Raw genomic sequence first — 22,982 nt, 5'->3', positions numbered from 1 at the left:
GCATGGAAAGCTCTCAGGACATCCAAAGCAACCGCATCGTCATCATCGGTGCGGGGCTGGGGGCGCTTTATGCGGCGCTGACGCTGGCGCCGCGCCCGGTGGTGATGATCTCCCCTGATCCATTGGGGCAGGGGGCAAGCTCGGCTTGGGCGCAGGGCGGTGTGGCCGCCGCGATGGACGTGAGCGACAGCCCCGAAGCGCATGCCATTGATACCACCCGCGCCGGTGCTGGGACTGTGGATGCCGAGGTCGCCGCATTGGTCACCCGTGAGGCACGCGAACATATCCTTGATCTCACCACGCTTGGCGCGCCTTTTGATCGGACTGAGGACGGCGGCTATGTGATGTCGCGCGAGGCGGCGCATAGTTTTGCCCGCGTGGTGCGGGTCAAGGGTGATCAGGCCGGGGCTGAGATCATGCGCGCGTTGATCGAACGGGTCCGCGCGACGCCCTCGATTCAGGTAATCGAAGGGGTGTTGGCCGAGGGTCTGGAGGTTCACGATGGCACTGTGACGGGCGTGCGGCTCATCTCTTCCGCGCCTGAAGGATCAGCCGCATTATTGCTAAGTGGCAGTGCGGTGCTGATGGCCGGTGGCGGCAGCGCCGGGCTTTATGCGATCACCACCAACCCGCCCCGCATCCGGGGGCAGGCGCTGGGCATGGCCGCGCGCGCAGGTGCCGAGATCGCTGACGCGGAGTTCGTGCAGTTCCATCCCACCGCGATGGATGTAGGCGAAGACCCGGCCCCACTGGCGACTGAGGCGCTGCGCGGCGAGGGTGCAATCCTTGTGAATGCCGCCGGTGAGCGGTTCATGCTGGACGAACACCCCGACGCGGAGCTGGCGCCGCGTGATGTGGTGGCACGGGCCATTTTTGCACAGTCTCAGGCAGGCAAGCGCCCCTTGCTGGATACACGGGCCGCACTTGGTGAGAGTATCACCACGCTATTCCCCGCAGTCAGCGGGTCCTGTGCGCGGAACGGTATCGACCCCACACAGGACCCGATTCCGGTGGCGGCAGCAGCGCATTATCATATGGGCGGTATCGCCACAGATCTGGACGGGCGCAGTTCGCTTGCGGGGCTTTGGGCCTGTGGTGAATGTGCTTCGACGGGGCTGCATGGTGCCAATCGTCTGGCCTCCAATGGTCTCTTGGAGGCGCTGGTCTATGCCCGTCGCGCGGCAGAGGATATTGCACGAGGGCAGGGGGAAACCCGCGAGGCGGCGCCGGTTCATCTTGAGTTGCCGCCCGGCGGCGAGGGGGCTGATCCCGCGCTTGTGGCATCCCTGCGCCAATGCATGACACGCAATGTCGGTGTTGTGCGCGACGCCGATGGGCTACGCGCTGCGCTGCGCGAGATCGCGGCCCTTTGCGCCAAACAGCCCGACTGCGAGTCGTTTCAGAACATCTGTACCGCTGCCACCATGATCGCGGTCGCCGCACTGATGCGCGAAGAGAGCCGTGGTGCGCATGAACGGTCTGACTTCCCCGAACCCTTACCCGCGCTGGCCAGCCGTTCCCGCCTGACATGGGATGCGGCGAAGGCGCTGCGCGACAGCCTGCTTGACCCTTACGTATCCGACCCGGAGACCTCATGAGCTTTGCCACTCTGCCTGACCTGATCCTTGAACCTTTGGTCAAATCCGCCCTTATGGAAGATCTTGGCTCTTATGGCGATGTGACCACCCGCGCGGTGATCCCGGACGATGTGACCTATTCCGCCCGTCTGTGCGCCCGCGAAGAGGCCGTGGTCTCTGGCATGCAGGTGGCTGCACTTGCGTTCCGACTGGTCGATGCAAACCTGCGGGTGAACACCCTCGTTGCAGATGGGGCCGCCTGTCAGCCCGGCGATGTGCTGATGGAGATCGAGGGCAAAGCAGCCTCGATCCTGATGGGCGAACGGGTGGCGCTGAACTTTGCGGGCCGCCTGACGGGGATTGCAACCCTGACAGCGGCGATGGTGGCCGAGACGCGCGGCACCGAGGCGCGCATCACCTGCACCCGCAAGACAACGCCCGGCCTGCGCATGGTGGAAAAACTCGCAGTGCTGCATGGCGGTGGGTTCAATCACCGCTATTCGCTCTCGGATGCGATCCTCATCAAAGACAACCACATCGCCGCTGCGGGCGGTATCCGCGCGGTACTGGACGCCACGAAGGCGAACGCTAGCCATATGATGGCGGTGGAAATCGAAGTGGACACGCTGGATCAGCTGCGCGAGGTCCTGGAGGTCGGCGGTGCCTCTGTGGTGCTCTTGGACAATATGACGCCGGATCAGCTGCGTGAGGCAGTGCAGATCAACGCCGGACGTCTGGCGCTGGAGGCCAGCGGCAACGTCAAACGCGACACGGTGGCAGCGATTGCCGCTACAGGCGTGGATTATATCTCCTCAGGGGCGCTCACGCATTCGGCGCGCACAGTCGATTTGGGCTTGGATTTTTAAACGCTCAGCCCACAGCCCTTGCTGGATGATAACGCCTGAAGGACGGGGTCCGCGCGCAGCCGGTCGCGGGCAAAGTCAATAAAGCTGCGCACCTTTGCCGGTGCGCGCCGCCCTTCTGCATGGACCAGATGGATTGGCATGCTGTCTGGCTCAAACTCCTCCAGCAGGCAGGCGAGGTGCCCCGCAGCCACATCGCGTCCGGCCTGATAGGACAGCATCCGGCAGATGCCCCAGCCTGCGCGCGCAGCGTCCAGCCCGGCCGCAACGGTACTGACACAGAGCTGCGGCGTAATGCGCACCGCGTCTTGTTGGTCGGTGCCAAACCTCCACTCCGTCGCGGAAGAGACCGCGTTGATCGCCACGATGCGATGCGCAGCAAGGTCTGCCGGAACCTCTGGCGTGCCGTATCTCTCCAGATAGGAGGGCGCAGCACAGACCACCCGGCGCACCGCGCCGACTTTGACCGCTGACAGCGTTGAGGAGGGCAGATGCCCGATCCGCAGGGCCACATCAAAGCCCTCTTCGACGATATTCACCACCCGGTCCAACAGCACCAGCTCGGCCCGCATCTCCGGGTATTGATCGAGATAGTCCAGCAGGATCGGCAGGATGTAAATCCGCCCGAACTCATTGGGGCAGGTCAGCCGCAATAGTCCCACCGGGGCGCTGGCCGCCCCGCGCGCCGCATCATCGGCGGCCTGCAAGGAGGTCAGGATATGGCGCACATCGTCCAGATAGCGCCGTCCCACATCCGTCAGATGTAAGCGCCGGGTGGTGCGGGTAAAAAGCCGCGCGCCCAGTTGCGCCTCTAAGCCGTTGATCGCCCGTGTGGCCGATGGCGCACTTAGGCCTACCCGGCGGGCCCCGGCGGCAAAGCCCTCTTCCTCCGCCACGGCGACAAACACCTGCATGCTTTGAATGCGGTCCATGGATTTTGTCCTGATTGCTGTCAAAATCTGAAATTATCTCTTTCTTTCATGCCGTATTATTTTACACAACGGGGTGATTTATCTCTGTCACCAGAGGCGCTGACCACCGCGCCACAACTGGAGACCAAAATGACCCTCACGCCCCGCCCACCGCTGCCACCCTTCACCCGTGAAAGTGCGATCGAGAAAGTACGTCTTGCCGAGGACGGCTGGAACAGTCGGGACGCCGCCAAGGTGACGCTGGCCTATACGCCCGACAGCCGCTGGCGCAACCGCGCCGAGTTTCCCGTGGGCCGGACCGAGATCGAGGCCTTTCTGACCCGCAAATGGGCGCGTGAGCTGGAGTATCGGCTGATCAAGGAGCTTTGGGCCTTTGACGGCAACCGGATCGCCGTGCGCTACGCCTATGAATATCGCGACGACAGCGGCCATTGGTTCCGCGCCTATGGCAACGAAAACTGGCAGTTTGACGAGAACGGTCTGATGGAAGAACGCCATGCCTCCATCAACGAACATCCCATCACCGAAGCAGATCGCAAGTTCCACTGGCCGTTGGGCCGTCGCCCCGACGACCACCCAAGCCTGAGCGATCTTGGCCTTTGACCCCTGAGGAAAACCAGATGACCCCCGATTTCCCCGCCAACGCCGCCCCGATCAAATTCTACCGCCACCCGCTCTCTGGTCACTGCCACCGGGTGGAGATGATGCTGTCGATCCTAGATCTGCTGTATGAGCTCATTGAGGTCGACCTGCTGAAGGGCGCGCATAAAGCGCCGGAGTTTCTCGAACTCAATCTGTTGGGTCAGGTGCCGGTGATCGACGACAACGGCACTCTGGTTGCGGATTCCAATGCGATCCTTGTCTATCTGGTGCAGGCCTATGGTGCGGGGACCGACTGGTTGCCGACCGCGCCCAAATCTGCCGCCGAGGTGCAGCGCTGGTTGTCGCTGACGGTATCGCATGTGGCAACCGGCCCCTCACGCGCGCGGTGGCGGACATTGATCGGCGCGGGAGATACGGCTGAGGCCATCGCGGCGCGCGAGGCCAGCCATACGTTCCTTGGTCTGATGGAGGGCATGATCGCGGGGCGGGATTTCCTTGTGGGCGACAGCTCCACGATCGCCGATGTCGCGGCCTACGCCTATATCGCCCATGCGCCCGAGGGGGGCGTGAACCTTGCGGACTATCCTCTGGTGCGGGCGTGGATCGACCGGGTGCAGGGGGTCAAGGGCTTTGTGCCGATGCAGGCCTCCCCCATTCCCGAAATCGCCTGAGGAGTGCCCGCATGTTCCGTGCAAACCATGTCTTTCACGCAGGTGAGCTGATCCTGCAACGCCGGGCGGGTGTGGCAGAGAGTTACCGAGAGCGGGTGGCCCATGCCATCCGTCCGGAAATGCCGCAACAGCACCGTGATTTCTTCGAGAGCCTGCCGGTGCTGTTCCTCGGCCTCCTGGATGCGCGCGGACAGGTTTGGGCGACGCCTGCGGTGGGCGAGGTCGGGTTCTTGCGTGCACGCGATCCCCGGCGTTTTGCGGTGGGCGCGCGGCCGGTGCTGGGCGATACGCTCTGGCTCGATGTGCGGCCCGGTGCGAAAGTGGGCGTTGTTGGCATGGAGCTGTCCAGCCGTCGCCGCAACCGGATGAATGGCACCATCCGCGCGGTCAATAGCGAGGGGTTCGAGATCGCTGTGGACCTGAGCTTTGGCAATTGTCCGCAGTATATCCAGACGCGCGATCTGTTGTGGCCCGCCAATCCGCCCGCGCCGGTGGCGACCGCACTGCCCGATTGGGACGCGCGCAGCCGCGCCTTGGTGGCGCGGGCCGATACCTTCTTTATCGCCTCGCGCGCGGCGGAGATGTCGGACGATCCAACCGATGGCATCGATGCCTCGCATCGCGGTGGGCGACCCGGATTTCTGACGATCAACGCCGATGGTTCGCTGTCGTTTCCGGATTTTTCGGGCAACCGCTTTTTCAACACGCTTGGCAATATCGAGGCCGACGGTCGCGTGGGGCTGTTTATCCCCGATTTCAGCAGCGGGGCGGGGGTCTTTCTCACTGGATTGGCGACGGTCGACTGGAACCCAGACCGTGTGGCGCGTTTTCAGGGTGCGGAGCGGATTGTGGACGTGCAGCCTGAGGAGATCTGGTATTGCGACCACGCGCTTCCGGGGCCTGCGCCGCTGGCAAGTTCATGGCCGATGCTCGCTGAAACCGGGGTCTGGTAGAGCGCGGCGCACCACGCGACTCGGGTAAGTGGCGGAGAAAACCCGCGCCTTATGGTCCCCTGCACATGTAAGCTATGGGGTGCTGAAGGGGTGGTGTATCGCAATCAAAGCGTTGCTTTAGTTGTGGTGACACAGGTTATTTCTAGTAAAAACAACGCATTAATCTGCATGGTGATGGGTGTCGGTCCGAGGGCATTTGACGCGGCGTCACAGTTAATGCTTTAAAAATAGAAATTTCAAGCTTGAAATTGTTTTGAGATGCGCAGAACCTTCTCCCATCAATAACCGAATTGGGGATGAGGATCAGATGCGCATTGCATGCTTGGGAGGGGGGCCTGCGGGCCTGTATTTCGCGATCTCGATGAAGCTGCGCGATCCCGGTCACGACGTCACCGTGATCGAGCGCAACCGCGCCGATGACACCTTTGGCTGGGGTGTGGTGCTGTCGGATGAGACGCTCGACAATCTCGCCGCCAATGACGCCACAAGTGCGCAGTCGATCCGGGCGCATTTTGCCTATTGGGACGACGTGGCGCTGCATTTCAAAGGCACCCGGCAGGTGTCCTCCGGCCACGGGTTCTGCGGCATTGGACGCAAGCAACTGTTGATCCTGCTGCAAGAGCGCGCACGCGAATTGGGCGTCGATTTGCAATTTGAGACCGAAGCAAAAAGTGCCGAGGACTATCGCAAGGACTACGATCTGGTTGTTGCGAGCGATGGGCTCAATTCCCGCACCCGTAGCCTTTATGCAGAGACGTTCAAACCGGATGTGGACACGCGCCTGTGTAACTTTGTCTGGCTGGGCACCCATCAGACCTTCAAAGATGCCTTCACGTTTATCTTTGAGGAAACCGAGCACGGCTGGGTCTGGGCGCATGCCTATCAGTTTGATGACGACACTGCGACCTTCATCGTGGAATGCACGCAAGAGACCTTTGACGCCTTTGGCTTTGGCTCCATGAGCCAGCAGGAGAGCATCAAGGTCTGCGAAGAGATCTTTAAGGATCATCTGGGCGGCCATGCGCTGATGACCAATGCCAACCACATTCGCGGCTCGGCCTGGATCCGCTTCCCGCGGGTTCTGTGCGAAAAATGGAGCCACGAGAATGTGGTCCTGATGGGCGATGCGGCCGCGACGGCGCATTTCTCGATTGGGTCGGGATCGAAGCTGGCGCTGGAATCCGCCATAGCGCTGGCTGACCTGCTGCATGAAAAGCCCGATCTGCAAAGCGCCTTTGAGGACTACGAAGAACAGCGTCGCCTTGAGGTGCTGCGCCTGCAATCGGCGGCGCGCAACTCGATGGAGTGGTTCGAGCGGGTCGAACGCTATCTTGATCTCGATCCGGTGCAACTGAATTACTCGATGCTGACCCGTAGCCAGCGCATCAGCCATGAAAACCTGCGCGAACGCGACAAGGACTGGCTTGAGAGCGCGGAACGCTGGTTCATGGATCAGGCCGGTGCGCCTAAGGACGCTCCGCTGCGCGCGCCGATGTTTGCGCCCTTCCGCCTGCGCGACATGGACCTCAAGAGCCGCATCGTGGTCTCGCCCATGGCGCAGTACAAGGCCGAGGATGGCTGTCCCACCGACTGGCATCTGGTGCACTACGGCGAACGCGCCAAGGGCGGTGCGGGGCTGGTCTATACCGAGATGACCTGTGTGTCGCCAGAGGGCCGGATCACCCCGGGCTGTCCGGGGCTATATGCGCCAGAACATGAGGCTGCATGGTCCCGCATTGCCGATTTCGTACATACGCAGACGGATGCCAAGATCTGCTGCCAGATCGGTCATTCGGGGCGCAAAGGCTCCACCCAGCTCGGTTGGGACGAGATGGATGCGCCGCTGCCAGAGGGCAATTGGGATATCGTCAGCGCCTCTGCCATTCGATGGTCGGATCAAAACGCCACCCCGCGCGAAATCACCCGCGCAGAGATGGACGAGGTCCGCGATCAATTCGTGAGCGCGGCTGAGATGGCGGATCGTGCGGGGTTCGACATGATCGAGCTGCACGCGGCTCATGGCTATCTGATCTCGTCGTTCCTGTCGCCGGTCTCAAACCAGCGCGGTGATGACTATGGCGGCAGTCTTGAAAACCGTCTGCGCTACCCACTGGAGGTCTTTGCCGCCATGCGCGCGGTCTGGCCCGAGGGCAAACCGATGTCGGTGCGCATCTCCGCCAATGACTGGGTGGGCGAGGATGGCGTGACCCCGGACGAAGCGGTCAAGATCGCCCGTGCCTTCTGGGAGGCAGGGGCGGATCTGATCGACGTGTCTGCCGGTCAGACCACCATTGATGCCAACCCCGTCTATGGTCGCATGTTCCAGACGCCATTCTCGGATCAGATCCGCAACGAGGCCGGGATTTGCACCATGGCGGTGGGCAATATCTTTGAGGCCGATCACGCCAACTCGATCCTGATGGCGGGCCGGGCTGATCTGGTGGCCGTGGGTCGCCCGCATCTGGCCGATCCCTACTGGACCCTGCGTGAGGGCACCAAGATTGGTGACCGCGCCGCTCCGGACTGGCCGCTGCCCTATCAGGCGGGCCGCGATCAAAGCTGGCGGCTGGCGGACAAAGAAGCGGAGAGCTTGCGCGCATGAGCAGAGATCTGAGCCAAGAACACGTCCTGATTACCGGCGGTGGCACGGGGGTGGGGGCGGCCTGCGCGCAGGCTTTTGCCGCTGCGGGGGCCACGGTCACCCTGATGGGGCGCACAGAGAAAACCCTTGTTGAGCAGGGGCTTCCTTATGAGGTCTGCGATGTGACCGACGCGGCGAGCGTCACATCCGCTGTGGCGCGCGCGGCGGCTGCGCGCGGGCCGGTGAGCGTGGCGCTTGCCAATGCGGGTGCCGCTGAAAGCGTGCCTTTTGCCAAGATGCAGCCAGAGATGCTGAATGCCATGATGGCGGTGAACCTCAACGGCGTGGTGAACCTCTGGCAGGCGGTGCTGCCGGGCATGAAGGAAGCCGGACACGGGCGCATGATTGCCGTGGCCTCGACCGCCGGGCTCAAAGGCTACCCTTATGTCAGTGCCTATTGTGCGGCAAAACACGCGGTGGTGGGGCTGACCCGCGGTCTGGCCAAGGAACTGGCCCGTACTGGCATTACCGTGAATGCAATCTGTCCGGGGTTTGTGGAAACGCCGATGCTTCAACGCAGTATCGACAATATCCGCGCCAAGACGGGCATGAGCGCCGAGGATGCTACGGGCGCGCTCAAGGCGGACAATCCGCAGGGGCGTTTTGTGCAGCCGGAGGAAGTTGCGGATGCGGCGCTGTGGTTGGCATCGAGCGGTGCGGCCTCGGTCAACGGCCATGCCTTGGCCCTGACGGGGGGTGAGATATGAGCAGCGCCAAACCGCGCGCAGAGGTCCGCGATGCGGCCTCCAAGGCTCGTCTGCGCCTGTGGCTGAAACTCTTGAAGACCTCTGGCAGTATCGAGGCCGAGCTGCGCCGCCGCTTGCGCGATCGCCACAATACCACGCTGCCGCGTTTTGATGTGATGTCGGCGCTGTCGCGCAATCCCGAGGGCCTCAAGATGAGCCAGCTGTCGCAGTTTCTGCGGGTCTCAAACGGCAACGTGACTGGCATCGTGGATCGGCTGACCGACGATGGCCTCGCGCTGCGGGTTGCGGTGCCCGGGGATCGCCGTGCGCAGGTGGCGCGACTGACCCCTGCGGGTGAGGCAGAGTTCGCCCGCCTTGCCGCCGAGCATGAGGCCTGGATCGATGAGATGATGGCGGGCCTTGGCGCAGATGACATCACGGATATGAGCGCGCTTCTGGATCAGATCCAGCCCATAGGCGCAAACCAGACTTCTAAGGACGACCTCACATGAGCCTGCACGACACAACCCATTTCAATTGCACCATCGAAGGCGGCATTGCCCGCATTTCGCTCAATCGGCCAGAGCGTAAAAACCCGCTGACGTTTGACAGCTACGCCGAGTTGCGCGACTGGTTCCGGGCGCTGCCCTATTCGGACGAGGTGCATGCGGTGGTGATCGTGCCCAATGGCGGCAATTTCTCCTCTGGCGGCGATGTGCATGACATCATCGGCCCGCTTACAAAGATGAACATGAAGGAGCTTTTGGCCTTTACCCGCATGACAGGGGATCTGGTGAAGGCGATGCTCAATTGCACCAAGCCGGTGATTGCGGCGGTGGATGGCATCTGCGCCGGGGCCGGTGCGATCATGGCGATGGCGAGTGATCTGCGCATTGCCGCCCCTGAGGCCAAGGTGGCCTTTCTGTTCAACCGTGTGGGCCTTGCGGGCTGCGACATGGGGGCCTGCGCCATGCTGCCGCGTATCATCGGTCAGGGCCGCGCGGCGGAGCTGCTCTATATGGGCCGATCGCTGGGCGCCGAGGAAGGCGAACGCTGGGGGTTTTTCAACCGCGTGGTGGCGGGCGACGCGCTGGAGGCGGAAGCCATGAAGATGGCGGAGCGCATCGTGCAGGGGCCGACGTTTGCCAATGGCATGACCAAGACCATGCTGGCGCAGGAATGGTCCATGAGCCTTGAACAGGCCATCGAGGCCGAGGCGCAGGCGCAGGCGATCTGCATGCAGGGCAATGATTTCCGCCGTGCCTATGAGGCCTTTGTCGCCAAAGAGCGGCCAGTGTTTGAAGGCGACTGAGAGCGCCGGATTTCGCCTTCGGCGAGGATATTTAACAAGAAGATGAAAACAACGGGGAAGATAACGTGGCGGACCAGAGTTTTCTGAATTGGCCCTTTTTTGACCAAGAGCACCGCGACTGGGCGGCGCAGGTCGAGGCGGTGACCTCCGGGTTGGTGATTGATCACAGCGACACCGATGCAGCCTGTCGCAAGCTGGTGGCCGACCTTGGCGCGGCAGGTGTTTTGCGGCCCACGGGCGAGGGAGAGGGCGGCGAGCGCCTTGATGTGCGCAGGCTGTGTCTGTCGCGTGAGATCCTCGCCCGCCACGATGGGCTGGCGGATTTTGCCTTTGCCATGCAGGGGCTTGGCACCGGGGCGATTTCGCTGTTTGGGACCGATGCGCAGAAGGCGGCGTGGCTGCCCAAAACCCGCAGCGGTGCGGCGATTGCCGCCTTTGCGCTGACGGAGCCGCAATCGGGGTCGGATGTGGCGAACTCTACCATGACGGCGGTGCGCGATGGCGATGACTTTGTGCTGAATGGTGAAAAGACCTGGATCTCCAACGGAGGGATCGCCGATGTCTACACGTTGTTTGCTCGCACCGGAGAGGAACCGGGCGCCAAGGGGCTCTCGGCCTTTATTGTGACGCCGGATCTGGACGGATTTGAGGTGGTGGAGCGGCTGGAGACCATCGCGCCGCATCCGCTGGCAACCTTGCGCTTCACCGATGTGCGTGTCCCCGCAAGCGCCATGATCGGCGCGCCGGGGCAGGGGTTTCGTATCGCCATGTCGGTACTGGATGTGTTCCGCTCCACGGTGGCGGCGGCGGCGCTGGGCTTTGCGCGCCGCGCATTGGACGAGGCCTTGCAACGTGTCACAGAGCGTCACGTGCAGGGTGCGCCGCTCTTTGATTTGCAGATGGTGCAGGGGCATATCGCCGATATGGCGCTGGATGTGGATGCGGCGGCCCTGTTGGTCTACCGCGCCGCATGGACCAAGGATAGCGGTGCTGCGCGTGTCACGCGCGAGGCGGCGATGGCTAAGCTGTTCTCGACCGAAGCGGCGCAGGTTGTGATCGACAAGGCGGTGCAGCTCTTTGGCGGGGAGGGCGTGCGCTCTGGTGCGATGGTCGAAAAACTCTATCGCGAAATCAGAGCCTTGCGGATTTATGAAGGGGCCAGTGACGTGCAGCGCGTGGTGATCGCGCGGCAAGCCATGATGGCGATGGAGGGCAAGTCATGAAACTGGGCGCAACCGCACATACCGACACATTCACCCGCGACGCGCTGCCGCCGCTGGAACAATGGCCGAATTTCCTGATGGATGGGTTTGACTACCCGGATCATCTGAACGCGGGCGTCGAGCTGACAGACGCCATGGTGGAGCGGGGCTTTGGCGACCGTACTGCCCTGATCGGCAACGGGCGGCAGCGCACCTATAAGGAGCTTGCCGACTGGACCAACCGGCTGGCGCATGCGCTGGTGGAGGATCTGGGCGTCAAACCCGGCAACCGCATCCTGATCCGGTCCGCCAATAATCCGGCGATGGTGGCCTGCTGGCTGGCCGCCACCAAGGCGGGCGCGGTTGTGGTCAACACCATGCCGATGTTGCGCGCCGCAGAGCTAAAGAAATACGTCGACAAGGCACAGATCCAATTTGCCCTCTGCGATACCCGGCTCATGGAGGAGATGGAGACCTGCGCGGCAGAGTGTGACGTGCTTGAGCGCGTCGTCGGCTTTGACGGGACCTCCAACCACGACGCCGAACTCGACAGGCTGGCGCTGGAAAAGCCGGTGCGCTTTGAGGCGGTGCCGACCGGGCGCGATGATGTGGCGCTTTTGGGGTTCACCTCCGGGTCGACCGGAGAGCCCAAGGCCACCATGCATTTCCACCGCGATCTATTGATCATTGCCGATGGCTATGCGCGCGATGTGCTCAATGTGGTGCCTGAGGATATTTTTGTTGGCTCTCCGCCACTTGCCTTTACCTTCGGGCTTGGCGGATTGGCGATTTTCCCGCTACGGTTCGGGGCAACCGCGACGCTTTTGGAACAGGCCACCCCGCCCAATATGATCGAGATCATCGAGAAATACCGCGCGACCGTGTGCTTTACCGCGCCGACCGCCTATCGGGTGATGCTTGCCGCAATGGAAGAGGGGGCGGATCTCAGCAGCCTGCGTGCTGCCGTCTCCGCCGGGGAGACCCTGCCCAAACCCGTCTATGACGATTGGATGGCCAAGACCGGTAAGCCGATGCTGGATGGGATCGGCGCAACCGAGATGTTGCATATCTTTATCTCCAACCGCTTTGACGACCACCGCCCGGCCTGTACCGGCAAACCCGTGGGGGGCTATGAGGCCAAGGTGGTCGATGACGAAGGCAACACTGTGCCTGATGGCGAAGTTGGCCGCCTTGCGGTGCGTGGGCCGACCGGGTGCCGCTATCTGAACGACGACCGTCAGGCCGGGTATGTTACCGATGGCTGGAACATCACCGGCGACAGTTTTATCCGCGACGCGGGTGGCTATTTCCACTTTGCCGCCCGCAACGACGATATGATCGTCTCGGCGGGCTACAATATCGCAGGCCCCGAGGTGGAGGCGGCTTTGCTGGCGCATGAGGCCGTCTCTGAATGCGCAGTGATCGGTGCCCCCGATGAGGAGCGCGGTCATATTGTGCAGGCCCATGTGGTGCTGAATGCAGAATTTGTGCCCTCAGACACGCTCATCAAAGTCTTGCAGACCCATGTGAAGGCGACCATCGCCCCCTACAAATATCCCCGCAGCATCATCTTTGCCGAAAGTTTGCCCAAGACGCAGACCGGCAAGATCCAGCGGTTTCGGCTTCGTTGAATAATAAAACAAACCAACCACAAACAGGGAGTTTGATCATGAAGAAGCTAATGTTGGCCACAGCGGCCGCGGCGCTGGCCGCGGGCGGAGCGATGGCGGATGTCAAAGTCGGGATGATCACCACGCTTTCGGGCGGCGGTGCGAGCCTCGGTATCGACACGCGCGACGGGTTCATGCTGGCGATGGAAGAGGCCAACCGTAATGATGTCAAGGTGATCATCGAGGACGATCAGCGCAAGCCCGATATCGCGGTGCAGCTTGCGGATAAGATGATCCAATCAGAAAAAGTCGACGTGCTGACCGGGATCGTCTGGTCAAACCTCGCCATGGCCGTGGTGCCTGCCACCACCGCGCAAGGGTTGTTTTACCTCTCAACCAACGCCGCGCCTGCGCAACTGGCGGGCAAGGGCTGCAACCCTAACTATTTCTCGGTGTCGTATCAGAACGATAACCTCCATGAAGGTGCGGGTGCATATGCAACCCAAGCCGGGTTCAAGAACACCTTCATCCTCGCGCCGAATTATCCGGCAGGTATCGACAGCCTCACCGGGTTTAAACGGTTCTACGAGGGCGATCTGGCGGGTGAGGTCTACACCAAGCTGGGGCAGACAGATTACGCGGCTGAAATCGCCCAGATCCGCGCGTCTGGTGCGGACAGCGTGTTCTTCTTCCTGCCCGGTGGCATGGGGATTTCCTTCCTGAAGCAATATGCCGACAGCGGCGTCGATCTGCCCGTGGTTGGCCCGGCCTTCAGCTTTGATCAGGGGATCCTGCAAGCGGTGGGCGAGGCGGCTGTGGGGGTCAAGAACTCCTCCACATGGTCAAAGGATCTGGACAATGAGGCCAACGCGGCCTTTGTCGCGGCCTTCCAGCAGAAATACGACCGCCTGCCGTCGATCTACGCGGCGCAGGGCTATGACACTGCGAACCTGCTGTTGTCGGCCATCGACAAGGCGGATGTGAATGATGACGCGGCCTTTGCTGCGGCCCTGAAGGAGGCGGATTTTGCCTCTGTGCGGGGGGAGTTCTCCTTTGCCGCCAACAATCACCCGATCCAGAACGTCTATGTGCGTGAGGTCATCAAGGAAGGCGACGTCTTTACCAACAAGATCGTCGGCACCGCTCTTGAGGATCATGCAAACGCCTATGTGGACGAGTGCAAGATGTAAGTGAGGCGCGCCCGGCCTGCAGAATCTGCGGGCCGGGACACACCTGAAAGAAGACATATGTCCACGATACTTATCATCGAGCAGGTGCTGAACGGGCTGCAATCCGGCGTCATGCTCTTTCTCATGGCGGCAGGGCTGACGCTGATCTTTGGCGTCATGGGGCTTATCAACCTCGCCCATGGCTCGCTCTATATGGTTGGGGCCTTTGCGGCGGCGGCTGTGGCGGGTGTCACCGGGTCGTTTGTGCTGGCACTGATCGCGGCCCTTGCGGCGGCAGCTCTTGCGGGGGCTGTGATCGAGGTCGCGGTGATCCGCAGGCTTTATGACAGTGACCATCTCGATCAGGTCTTGGCGACGTTCGCACTGATCTTGATCTTTTCTGAGGGCACACGCTGGGTCTTTGGCTCTTTTCCGCTGTTTCTGGACATTCCCGATGCCTTGTCGGGGCCGGTGACCTTGCCCGGCGGCATCCAGTATCCTTTGTATCGTTTGGCGCTGATTGGCGTGGGATTGCTGGTGGCGTTTGGCCTGTGGCTTTTGATTGAGCGTACCCGTATCGGCATCCAGATCCGCGCGGGCGAAAACGACCGCGAGATGATTGCGGCGCTGGGCGTCGATATCTCAAAACTCTACACGCTGGTCTTTGCGCTGGGGGCGGCCTTGGCTGGTCTCGCAGGCGCCTTGGTGGGCGCGATCCAGTCGGTGCAGGTGGGCATGGGTGAGCCGGTGCTGATCCTTGCCTTTGTGGTGATCGTCATCGGTGGGATCGGGTCCATCAAGGGCGCGTTTATCGGCGCATTGCTGGTGGGGCTTACGGACACATTGGTCGGGATCTTCCTGCCCGAAGTGCTCAAACTCTTTATGGACGCGGCCCCCGCCACCTCTGCCGGATCGTCGATTGCCTCGATGTCGATCTACATCCTGATGAGCCTTGTGCTGATCTGGCGTCCCTCTGGCCTGTTCGGAGCGCGCGCATGAGCCGAGAAACACTCTTTAACGCAGCCCTGCTGCTGGGTCTCATTGCCGTGCCTGCATGGGCGGTGATGACGGATGAACCCTTTACGATCACACTGGCGACCCGTGCGGTGATCCTTGCCCTTGCTGCAGCTGGCCTGAACATCGCGCTGGGCATCGGCGGTCTGGTGAGCCTTGGCCACGCGGTGTTTTTTGGGATTGGCGGCTACGCCATGGGCATCCTTGCCCATCACGCCCAAAGCTACACCCCGCTGATGGAATGGCCTTTCCTGATTGAGGGCACCAAGTTCATGCCGTTGATCTGGCTTCTGGCCATTGTCGTCTCGGCCCTTGTAGCATTGGTCATCGGCATCCTGAGCCTGCGCACCACCGGGGCCTATTTCATCATGATCACGCTCGCCTTTGGTCAGATGTTTTACTACTTCGCCATCTCCTGGAGCACCTATGGCGGCGAAGACGGCATGTCGATCTATGTCCGCAACGATTTTCCGGGTCTCAACACATTGGCCCCGATCCAGTTCTACGGGCTGTGTCTTGCGATCCTTGTGGTGGTGCTGGTTTTTTCCGCCCGCCTGCGTCGCTCGCCCTTTGGTCTGGCGCTGAATGCGGCGCGTCAGGTGCCTGCGCGGGTTGAGGCCGTGGGTATGGACCCGATGCGCCTGAAACTGGTGGCCTTTGTGATTTCCGGTGTCATCACCGGTCTGGCTGGCGCGCTCTTTGCTGATCTCAACCGTTTTGTCAGCCCGACGATGTTCAGCTGGCAGTTCTCGGGTGAGATCATGATCCTTGTGATCCTCGGCGGGGTGGGGCGATTGTTTGGGCCTGTTGCGGGGGCTGTGACCTTTGTGGCGCTGGAACATTTCCTCGGCGGCATCACCGAGTTCTGGCATATCTTCCTTGGGCTGATCCTTCTGGCGGTCGTGCTCTTTGCGCGCGGTGGCATCACCGGTCTGGTGGCCGGCAAGGAGGCGACCCATGACTGAGACAATCCTCGCCACATATGGCATCACCAAATCCTTCGGCGCGCTGAAGGCCAGCAATGATATCTCGATTGATCTGCGCCCCGGCGAAATCCACGCCATCATCGGCCCCAATGGGGCGGGTAAATCCACGCTGATCGGCCAGATCTGTGGCTCGCTTGCGCCGGATGCAGGTCGCGTAGAGCTGATGGGTCAGGATGTGACCACCCTCAGCACCGACCAGCGGGCGCGGGCCGGTCTGGGGCGGACCTTTCAGATCTCGGCTTTGGCGATGGAAGACACGGTGCTGGAGAACGCCACCCTCGGCGCCATGGGCGCCAGCGGCAGGCCGTGGCGGTTCTGGTCGGCGGCCCTTGGTGACAGGTCTTTACGTGCCCGTGCCGAAGCGGCGCTGGAACGGGTTGGTCTTGCCGACCACAAGACCAAGCGCTGCGCCGACCTGAGCCATGGGCAACGCCGCCAGTTGGAGGTTGCCGTGGCCCTCACGCTGGAGCCCAAGGCCTTTGTGATGGATGAACCCATGGCGGGCCTTGGCGCAGAGGGGTCCAAGAACCTCACCGGTTTCCTTGATAGTCTGCGCCAAGAGGCTCCGATCCTTTTGGTGGAACATGACATGGACGCGGTCTTTGCGCTCGCGGACCGGATCAGCGTGCTGGTCTACGGCGAGGTCATCGCCACCGGCAGCGTCGACCAGATCCGCAGCGATCCGCGCGTGCGCGAAGCCTATCTGGGAGAAAGCGCATGAGCCTGTTGTCCGTCAAATCCCTCACGGCATCCTACGGCGTGAGTCAGGCGCTCTTTGGTGTCGATCTCGATATCAATCCGGGCGAGGTGGTGGCGCTTATGGGCCGCAACGGCATGGGCAAATCCACCACCGTCAAAGCGATCTGCCGCATGATCGCCGCGGGCGGCACGCTGGAGTTTGCGGGCCAGAACCTGCACGCGCTGCCAAGTCATAAGGCCGCGCGTCTGGGCCTTGGTCTGGTGCCAGAAGGGCGGCGCTGTTTTCGCGATCTTACGGTGGCGGAGAACCTTCTTGCCACCAGCCGCCTTGGTGACTGGGACATGGGCCGCGTCACGCAGCTGTTCCCGCGTCTGGGTGAACGCCAGAGCCAGCTTTCAGCGTCGCTTTCGGGCGGTGAGCAGCAGATGCTGGCGATCGGCCGTGCCCTGATGACCAACCCGCGCCTGCTCATTCTGGATGAGGCGACAGAGGGGCTTGCGCCCATCATCCGTCAGGAAATCTGGGCGGCGATCAACCGGCTCAAAGCAGACACCGATATGGCGATCCTGGTGATCGACAAGACTTTGGCGGAACTGGAACAGGTCTGTGATCGTGCGGTGGTGCTGGAGCGAGGCAAGACCGTCTGGAGTGGGACCATGGCGGCCCTGACCCCAGAGATTTCAGAGCGTTACGTGGGGGTATGAGCCATGTATGAGATGCCACAGAAAGTGCTGTTCAAACATTGCGACCCGGCGGGGATTGTCTTTTTTCCGCGCTATTTCGAGATGATGAACGACTGCGTCGAGAGCTGGTTTGCCGATGTTCTGGGCTGGCCGTTTGAGGACATGCATCAAACAGCGGGCGTGCCCACCGCCAATATCCAAACGCGGTTTTCCGCCCCCAGCCGTCACGGTGATCACCTGGTGCTGCGCCTTGTGGTCACGCGGATCGGGAAGACCTCGCTTGCCTATGATATGACCGCAACCTGCGGCGAAGAGCTGCGTTTTGCGACAGAGACGACCTTGGTGCATATCAACGCGCAGGGACGCCCCGCGCCGTGGCCTGCATCAATTAGAACGAAAATTGAGAAAGACATGAAAGGGCAGACATGACCCACCAAACCATTCACCCCGAAGGTTGGGCTCCGGCCAAAGGCTATGCCAATGGCATGCTGACCCATGACGGCGTGCTGCATATTGGCGGCCAGATCGGCTGGGACGAGAACAAGGAATTTGTATCGGATGATTTCGTTGGCCAGATGCGGCAGGCGTTGAAAAACATCCGCGCCATTGTTGAGGCTGCCGGGGGTAAGCCCGCGGACGTGACCCGGCTGACGTGGTTCGTTATCGACAAACAAGAATACCTCGCCCATCAGGCCGAAGTGGGCGCTGCCTACCGTGAGGTTTTTGGCAAGCATTTTCCCGCCATGTCGATGCTGATCGTTGCGGGGCTGGTGGAGGATCGCGCGCTGGTCGAGATCGAGGCCACCGCGCATATCAGCTGATCCCATCCTCAGGTGAACGGACTGAGACGATATCAAAAGGGGCCCCGTGATGATCCTGCGATGATACGGGGCTCCTTTTTGTTTACACGGCCCGTCTAGCGATCTGGTTCTACGACGAACGCGTTGATCAGATCTTCAGGATGGCATTGCCGACCAAAGTACCCGCCTCAACCGCTTCATGCGCGGCGGCGATGTCCTCAAGGGCAAAGCTGCGATCAATGCGCGGGGCAAGCTGCCCAGCCGACAAAAGCGCGTTGATGTCGGCGATGGCCTCAGCCTTGGCCGCGTCGCTCATGGAATACACAAAGACCGGCTGTATCTGGATGTTGCGGAACGCCAGCGGATAGAAAGGCAGGGCGGGCGTCAGGTCACTGGCCGACGCATAGGCCCCGACTGAGCCATTGAGCTTTAGGATCTGCGGATAGATCTTCATATGTGCGGCAATATCCACGTCAACCACATGATCGATGCCGCCTGCACCCAGCAACTGCGTCAACTGATCGGCCAAGGGCGCGTTCTTGTAGTTCAGCACCTCATCCGCGCCCGCCTCGCGCGCGATCTCGGCCTTGGCCTCAGAGGAAACGGTGGCAATCACCCGCGCGCCCTTGGCTTTGGCGATCTGAATGGCGCTGTGGCCGACCGCGCCGGCACCGCCGGTCACCAGTACAGTTTTGCCTGCGACCGCCCCGGCCCACATCAACGCGCGATGCGCGGTCATGGCAGGCACGCCAATGCAGGCGCCCGCCTCAAAACTGGCCGCTTCCGGTAGCTCTACCGCCAGATGCGCGGGCACAATGGCGTATTGCGCAGCCGTACCCAGTGGCCCCTGACCCAAGCCGTCAACGGAACGGTTCACATTATAGAGCCAGACGCGCTGGCCGATCCGCGCAGGGCCGACGCCGTCGCCAACCGCCTCGATGACACCTGCACCATCGTTATGGACCAAGACCTGATCCGCAATCATTGGCCCCTGCGCGCCAGAGCGCAGCTTCACATCAGATGGGTTCACCCCGGAGGCACGCATGGCGACCAAAACCTCTCCGGGACCGGGGGCAGGGGTGTCGGTTTCCTTCAGCACCAAAGTGTCCCGCGCGGTGCCGCGTGCGGTGTTGAAAACTGCTTTCATGCTCGCTCCTGTCGTCTGCTCAGTGGTTTCGCGGCGTATGAGCCCTGAAAAGCACGGTAAAGGCAAGCGCGTTCCCGGACAGCTTGCACCAGTATGAAAATACTGCATTAACCACGACATTAATCTCTGCCGCACATTAGGTTTTCCGAAAACAAATAGCCTTACTGTCAGAGCGATGTGGGAATGGTTGCGGTCGGGGAGACCAGTTTGATGAGCCTGAGACAGGCGCTTGTGTTTTTCGCGCTGATTTTGGCATTGCAGGTTGGTGTGTCCTTTCTGGGCTATCGCTACCTGACACTGGCGAGCGAATACCGCGCGCGAAACTTGGTGCATCTGGGGCTGATGCATCGGTCGCTCGAAATTTTGCAACAAAACCCGGCGCTTGGTCAGGAACCTGCCCGCGAGCTGCACGGCATTTTGGAATCTGCAAGTGAGCAGGCGCGTTGGTGTATCAACAATCTCTCCGGCATCGAGCGTCAGGGCTTTCGGTTGCTGGGAGCCGCGCCGGCGTTTGAAATTTGTGAAAAAGGGCTCGCTGGGGCGATCCACACGGATGAGTTGCTGCTGTCGATGATGCGAGGCGAAACCGCCACCACCGAAGGATCAAGCAGCCCGTTTGCCCTCAACGTAAAGCTCACGGATGGTGTTAAGCGCCTGCAGGAATTGAGCCTTTCGTTTAGGCCGTATGTCGATCAGGTGGAAGAACGTCTGGTGCGCGTGGTCAAAGGCGGCACCGCGCTGATCAGCCTCTGTCTGGTGATGTTCTTTGTGTTTCTCGCGCGTCAGATGGCGCGGGCGTGGCATCTGCACAGCGATCAGGCGCGCCAGTTGAACCGGATGTCACAGCGCGTGACGGCTGCGATGGGGGCGTCAAAGGATGGCTTTGCCATCTTTGACGAGGAAAACCGCCTGTTGACCTGTAACGATACGTACCGCGAACTTAGCCACAGCTGTCCTGAAAAGGTGATCCCCGGTATGACCTTGCCGGAAATCCTCGCAGATGCGGTGGCGGCTGGGCATTATGCGCTCAACGGGATGTCGCCGCAGGACTACGTCAATAATTATAATCAGCGCGTCCTGAGCCATGATTATCGCACGGAAACCCAGCTGGAGCTTTCTGGCGACCGTCACATTATTTCTCGTGTCAACGAGACCGATTTTGGCGACAAGGTTGTGACACGCACCTGCATCACGGAATTGGTGCGCAACGAGCGCGAGCAACGCTGTGCGGCCGAGGCCCTGCAAGAAGCAAAGGACCGGCTGGAGCAGCAATCCCTCAGCGACCCGCTCACGCAGTTGCCAAACCGTCGTCATCTGGACCGTGAGCTGGCACGCAGACTGGAAACCGAGTCCGTGGCGCTGGTGCGTATCGATCTGGATCGGTTCAAGAAAATCAATGATATCCTTGGGCATGAAGCCGGGGATTATGTGCTCTGCCATGTGGCTGATGTGCTCCGCGCGCATACCAAAGCGGGTGATGTTCCTGCGCGGGTGGGCGGCGATGAATTTGTCGTTCTATGCCGGTCTGGCACCACGCTGCGGCAGGCTGAAACCCTGGCGCAGCGGGTGCTGGAGGCCGTGCTGCAGCCGGTGGCATGGGGCAATAAACGCTGCAACTTCGGTGCCAGTTTTGGTGTAGCCCATGGGGAGCCGGGCACGATCAGCGCCAGTGAACTCCTGAGCAATGCCGATGCCGCGCTCTACCGCGCCAAAGCGTCGGGGCGTGCCGCGGTGGAGGTGTTCACCCCGGAAATGCGGGCGCAAGCGCTGGAAGAGCGCGCCCTGTCGGACCGTTTGCCCTATGCGATCGAGCAGGGTGAAATTACGCCATATTATCACACGCAACATGACGCCCGCAGTTGGCAATTGGCAGGGGTTGAGGTGCTGGCACGTTGGGAACATCCTGACCTTGGGGTGCTGACACCGGACAAATTCCTCGGCATCGCAAAGCAGCTGGGGCTTGAGGCGGAATTGGACGGCTGCATTTTCGACACCGCCGTGGCGCAGATGAACAGCCTGCGGGCAGAGGGCATCCTTGTGCCGCGCGTGGCCTTTAATGTCAGTGCGCCACGCATCATGCAGCCCAGTTTTATCGAGAGCGTTCGCGCCCGCATCCCCGATCATCGCGAGAATTTTGCATTTGAAATTCTGGAATCTATTTCCTGCGAAGATGAGGGCGAAGCGCTTATTTTCTGTATTGATGCGCTAAAAGATATGGGTTTTCAGATCGACGTGGATGATTTTGGCTCGGGACATGCCTCTATCAATGGTGTTTTGAATATCGAACCTGATGCCTTGAAAATAGACAGAAATATTATTTTCCCACTTGGTAAAAGTGAACGGGCGGAGCGTATGGTAGCCTCGGTTGTGGATCTGGCGCATACATTGGATGTGAAGATCATCGCCGAAGGGGTCGATACTATCGAAAAAGCAAAAACTCTTGGCGAAATTGGCTGCGATATTCTGCAAGGGTTTTATTTCTCAAAGCCGCGTAGTTTTGAAGCGCTAAAGCAAAACCTGATGCGTCTGGATAGAGATTGGGCACGCGTCGAGAGTGAAGGGTAGGGCTGTTCCACAGACCTCTGGCCACCAGATCTCGCCCTGTGACTAGGGTTCTATCGCTGCGGTTGGTCGCGCGGTGGAGGACGGGTTTTTGTCGTGCATCATGCGCTCCACCTCCTCGATCGCGGTGCTGAGCCGACCTTCTTCTGCGGTGAGCAGATGCTCGTCCTCATCACTGGCGCGGTCGCGGGCGCAATCATCCACGTAGCGGCGCAGCAACTCGGTGTAGAACTTCAATTCGACGGTTTCATCCTCGATCTTGCGCAGACGCGAGCGCACGGATTCAGTTGCACTGCGGTTTTCCAAGATGCGATCGAGATGCGTCGCGATATTTGCGAGTGGAGTGCAAATGCTGTCGAGCGCTTGCACAGCAGCGCGTTCGCGGTGTGGCAGCGGCATATGGTGACCAAACTCGTCCCGTTGAAACAGCCGTGACATCGCCCCGATGAAATAGGTGAAACGGACGGTGATGTGGCGTCCTCCATCCATCGCTTTGTTGACCAGCATGCGCATCCGCGCCACCACTGCGCCGCCAAAGGACTGGATGACATCGGGATCTGTCAGCACCATCGGTGCATCAATCGCGCGGGCGATAAGGTTTTGAAGGTAGTCAGCAAAATCCGGGTGAAAAACATCTGCAATACTGCGCCGTCCTGAAAAATGCAGTGTGTTTTTCAATTGGTCTGAATGTAGGGAAACCGCTGCAACGGTTTGATCTCTACCCCCTGCCGATTCACGAATTTCTACTGTCAGCATATTGCCGGCGTATTCACTTACCTCATACACGGGGATCACCATCAGATTTAAAAAGCGCGATATTAATACCCTAAAGGTTGCGTTTGTTAATACAAGACTAGACAGAATGGAATAA

22 protein-coding genes are annotated in these 22,982 nt (G+C 60.9%); 19 read left to right on the top strand and 3 right to left on the bottom strand.

Features of this window, described 5'->3' with window-relative positions:
- Positions 1–2 precede the first annotated feature (2 nt).
- Together UB90_RS02160 and nadC are read left to right on the top strand one after the other, a co-directional pair.
- Positions 3–1,598 carry an L-aspartate oxidase gene (locus UB90_RS02160; RefSeq protein WP_065326391.1) on the top strand — a complete coding sequence of 532 codons (1,596 nt, stop codon included), beginning with the start codon at positions 3–5 and terminating at the stop codon, positions 1,596–1,598.
- Complete coding sequence (gene nadC, locus UB90_RS02155) at positions 1,595–2,443, top strand: carboxylating nicotinate-nucleotide diphosphorylase (protein ID WP_065326392.1); 849 nt, start codon at positions 1,595–1,597, stop codon at positions 2,441–2,443. The genes UB90_RS02160 and nadC overlap by 4 nt, the downstream gene beginning before the upstream one ends.
- Here nadC and UB90_RS02150 read toward each other — a convergent pair.
- A complete protein-coding gene (locus UB90_RS02150) occupies positions 2,440–3,372 on the bottom strand; it encodes a LysR family transcriptional regulator (protein WP_065326393.1) in 933 nt (310 codons plus the stop codon). The two genes, nadC and UB90_RS02150, sit on opposite strands and share 4 nt — an antisense overlap.
- A gap of 129 nt (positions 3,373–3,501) precedes the next feature.
- Between UB90_RS02150 and UB90_RS02145 the strand changes: the two genes are divergently transcribed.
- From UB90_RS02145 to UB90_RS02070, 16 genes are all read left to right on the top strand, one after another.
- Positions 3,502–3,975: a nuclear transport factor 2 family protein gene (locus UB90_RS02145; protein ID WP_065326531.1), complete on the top strand. Its 474-nt coding sequence runs from the start codon at positions 3,502–3,504 to the stop codon at positions 3,973–3,975.
- A gap of 17 nt (positions 3,976–3,992) precedes the next feature.
- Entirely contained in the window at positions 3,993–4,646 is a 654-nt protein-coding gene (locus tag UB90_RS02140; protein WP_065326394.1) for a glutathione S-transferase family protein, read from the top strand.
- Between the two features lie 11 nt (positions 4,647–4,657).
- Entirely contained in the window at positions 4,658–5,599 is a 942-nt protein-coding gene (locus UB90_RS02135; RefSeq protein WP_065326395.1) for a pyridoxamine 5'-phosphate oxidase family protein, read from the top strand.
- A 307-nt stretch (positions 5,600–5,906) separates the two neighbouring features.
- Positions 5,907–8,201, top strand: coding sequence for a bifunctional salicylyl-CoA 5-hydroxylase/oxidoreductase (locus tag UB90_RS02130; protein ID WP_065331871.1), 2,295 nt, complete (start codon positions 5,907–5,909; stop codon positions 8,199–8,201).
- On the top strand, positions 8,198–8,947 hold the full coding sequence (locus UB90_RS02125) for an SDR family NAD(P)-dependent oxidoreductase (RefSeq protein ID WP_065326397.1): 750 nt from the start codon (positions 8,198–8,200) through the stop codon (positions 8,945–8,947). The genes UB90_RS02130 and UB90_RS02125 overlap by 4 nt, the downstream gene beginning before the upstream one ends.
- Positions 8,944–9,438 carry a MarR family winged helix-turn-helix transcriptional regulator gene (locus UB90_RS02120; protein ID WP_065326398.1) on the top strand — a complete coding sequence of 165 codons (495 nt, stop codon included), beginning with the start codon at positions 8,944–8,946 and terminating at the stop codon, positions 9,436–9,438. Before UB90_RS02125 ends, UB90_RS02120 begins: the two co-directional genes overlap by 4 nt.
- On the top strand, positions 9,435–10,238 hold the full coding sequence (locus tag UB90_RS02115) for an enoyl-CoA hydratase family protein (RefSeq protein ID WP_009176846.1): 804 nt from the start codon (positions 9,435–9,437) through the stop codon (positions 10,236–10,238). The genes UB90_RS02120 and UB90_RS02115 overlap by 4 nt, the downstream gene beginning before the upstream one ends.
- 65 nt (positions 10,239–10,303) lie before the next feature.
- Positions 10,304–11,461: an acyl-CoA dehydrogenase family protein gene (locus UB90_RS02110; RefSeq protein ID WP_065326399.1), complete on the top strand. Its 1,158-nt coding sequence runs from the start codon at positions 10,304–10,306 to the stop codon at positions 11,459–11,461.
- On the top strand, positions 11,458–13,071 hold the full coding sequence (locus UB90_RS02105; protein ID WP_065326400.1) for an AMP-binding protein: 1,614 nt from the start codon (positions 11,458–11,460) through the stop codon (positions 13,069–13,071). The genes UB90_RS02110 and UB90_RS02105 overlap by 4 nt, the downstream gene beginning before the upstream one ends.
- A gap of 38 nt (positions 13,072–13,109) precedes the next feature.
- Positions 13,110–14,240: an ABC transporter substrate-binding protein gene (locus UB90_RS02100; protein WP_065326401.1), complete on the top strand. Its 1,131-nt coding sequence runs from the start codon at positions 13,110–13,112 to the stop codon at positions 14,238–14,240.
- A 57-nt stretch (positions 14,241–14,297) separates the two neighbouring features.
- Positions 14,298–15,218 (top strand): branched-chain amino acid ABC transporter permease, encoded by a 921-nt coding sequence (locus UB90_RS02095; RefSeq protein ID WP_065326402.1) that lies wholly within the window; start codon positions 14,298–14,300, stop codon positions 15,216–15,218.
- A complete protein-coding gene (locus UB90_RS02090) occupies positions 15,215–16,198 on the top strand; it encodes a branched-chain amino acid ABC transporter permease (protein ID WP_065326403.1) in 984 nt (327 codons plus the stop codon). The genes UB90_RS02095 and UB90_RS02090 overlap by 4 nt, the downstream gene beginning before the upstream one ends.
- A complete protein-coding gene (locus UB90_RS02085) occupies positions 16,191–16,940 on the top strand; it encodes an ABC transporter ATP-binding protein (RefSeq protein WP_065326404.1) in 750 nt (249 codons plus the stop codon). The genes UB90_RS02090 and UB90_RS02085 overlap by 8 nt, the downstream gene beginning before the upstream one ends.
- Positions 16,937–17,623, top strand: coding sequence for an ABC transporter ATP-binding protein (locus tag UB90_RS02080; RefSeq protein ID WP_065326405.1), 687 nt, complete (start codon positions 16,937–16,939; stop codon positions 17,621–17,623). Before UB90_RS02085 ends, UB90_RS02080 begins: the two co-directional genes overlap by 4 nt.
- A gap of 3 nt (positions 17,624–17,626) precedes the next feature.
- Positions 17,627–18,031 (top strand): acyl-CoA thioesterase, encoded by a 405-nt coding sequence (locus UB90_RS02075; protein WP_065326406.1) that lies wholly within the window; start codon positions 17,627–17,629, stop codon positions 18,029–18,031.
- Entirely contained in the window at positions 18,028–18,423 is a 396-nt protein-coding gene (locus UB90_RS02070) for a RidA family protein (RefSeq protein ID WP_065326407.1), read from the top strand. The genes UB90_RS02075 and UB90_RS02070 overlap by 4 nt, the downstream gene beginning before the upstream one ends.
- A gap of 127 nt (positions 18,424–18,550) precedes the next feature.
- On the opposite strand, the gene UB90_RS02065 is transcribed toward UB90_RS02070, so the two are convergent.
- Positions 18,551–19,549 carry an NADPH:quinone reductase gene (locus UB90_RS02065; RefSeq protein ID WP_065326408.1) on the bottom strand — a complete coding sequence of 333 codons (999 nt, stop codon included), beginning with the start codon at positions 19,547–19,549 and terminating at the stop codon, positions 18,551–18,553.
- Positions 19,550–19,759: 210 nt separating this feature from the next.
- On the opposite strand from UB90_RS02065, the gene UB90_RS02060 reads away from it, so the two are divergent.
- A complete protein-coding gene (locus UB90_RS02060) occupies positions 19,760–22,114 on the top strand; it encodes a putative bifunctional diguanylate cyclase/phosphodiesterase (RefSeq protein ID WP_065326532.1) in 2,355 nt (784 codons plus the stop codon).
- A gap of 42 nt (positions 22,115–22,156) precedes the next feature.
- Here the strand turns inward: UB90_RS02060 and UB90_RS02055 are convergent, their stop codons facing one another.
- Positions 22,157–22,789 carry a hypothetical protein gene (locus UB90_RS02055; RefSeq protein ID WP_227512141.1) on the bottom strand — a complete coding sequence of 211 codons (633 nt, stop codon included), beginning with the start codon at positions 22,787–22,789 and terminating at the stop codon, positions 22,157–22,159.
- Between the last annotated feature and the right edge of the window lie 193 nt (positions 22,790–22,982).

This window comes from Tritonibacter mobilis, from assembly GCF_001681715.1.
Taxonomy (GTDB): domain Bacteria; phylum Pseudomonadota; class Alphaproteobacteria; order Rhodobacterales; family Rhodobacteraceae; genus Epibacterium; species Epibacterium mobile.
The sequence above is the reverse complement of the archived record's forward strand: the minus strand, read 5'-3'. Positions and strand labels throughout refer to the sequence as shown.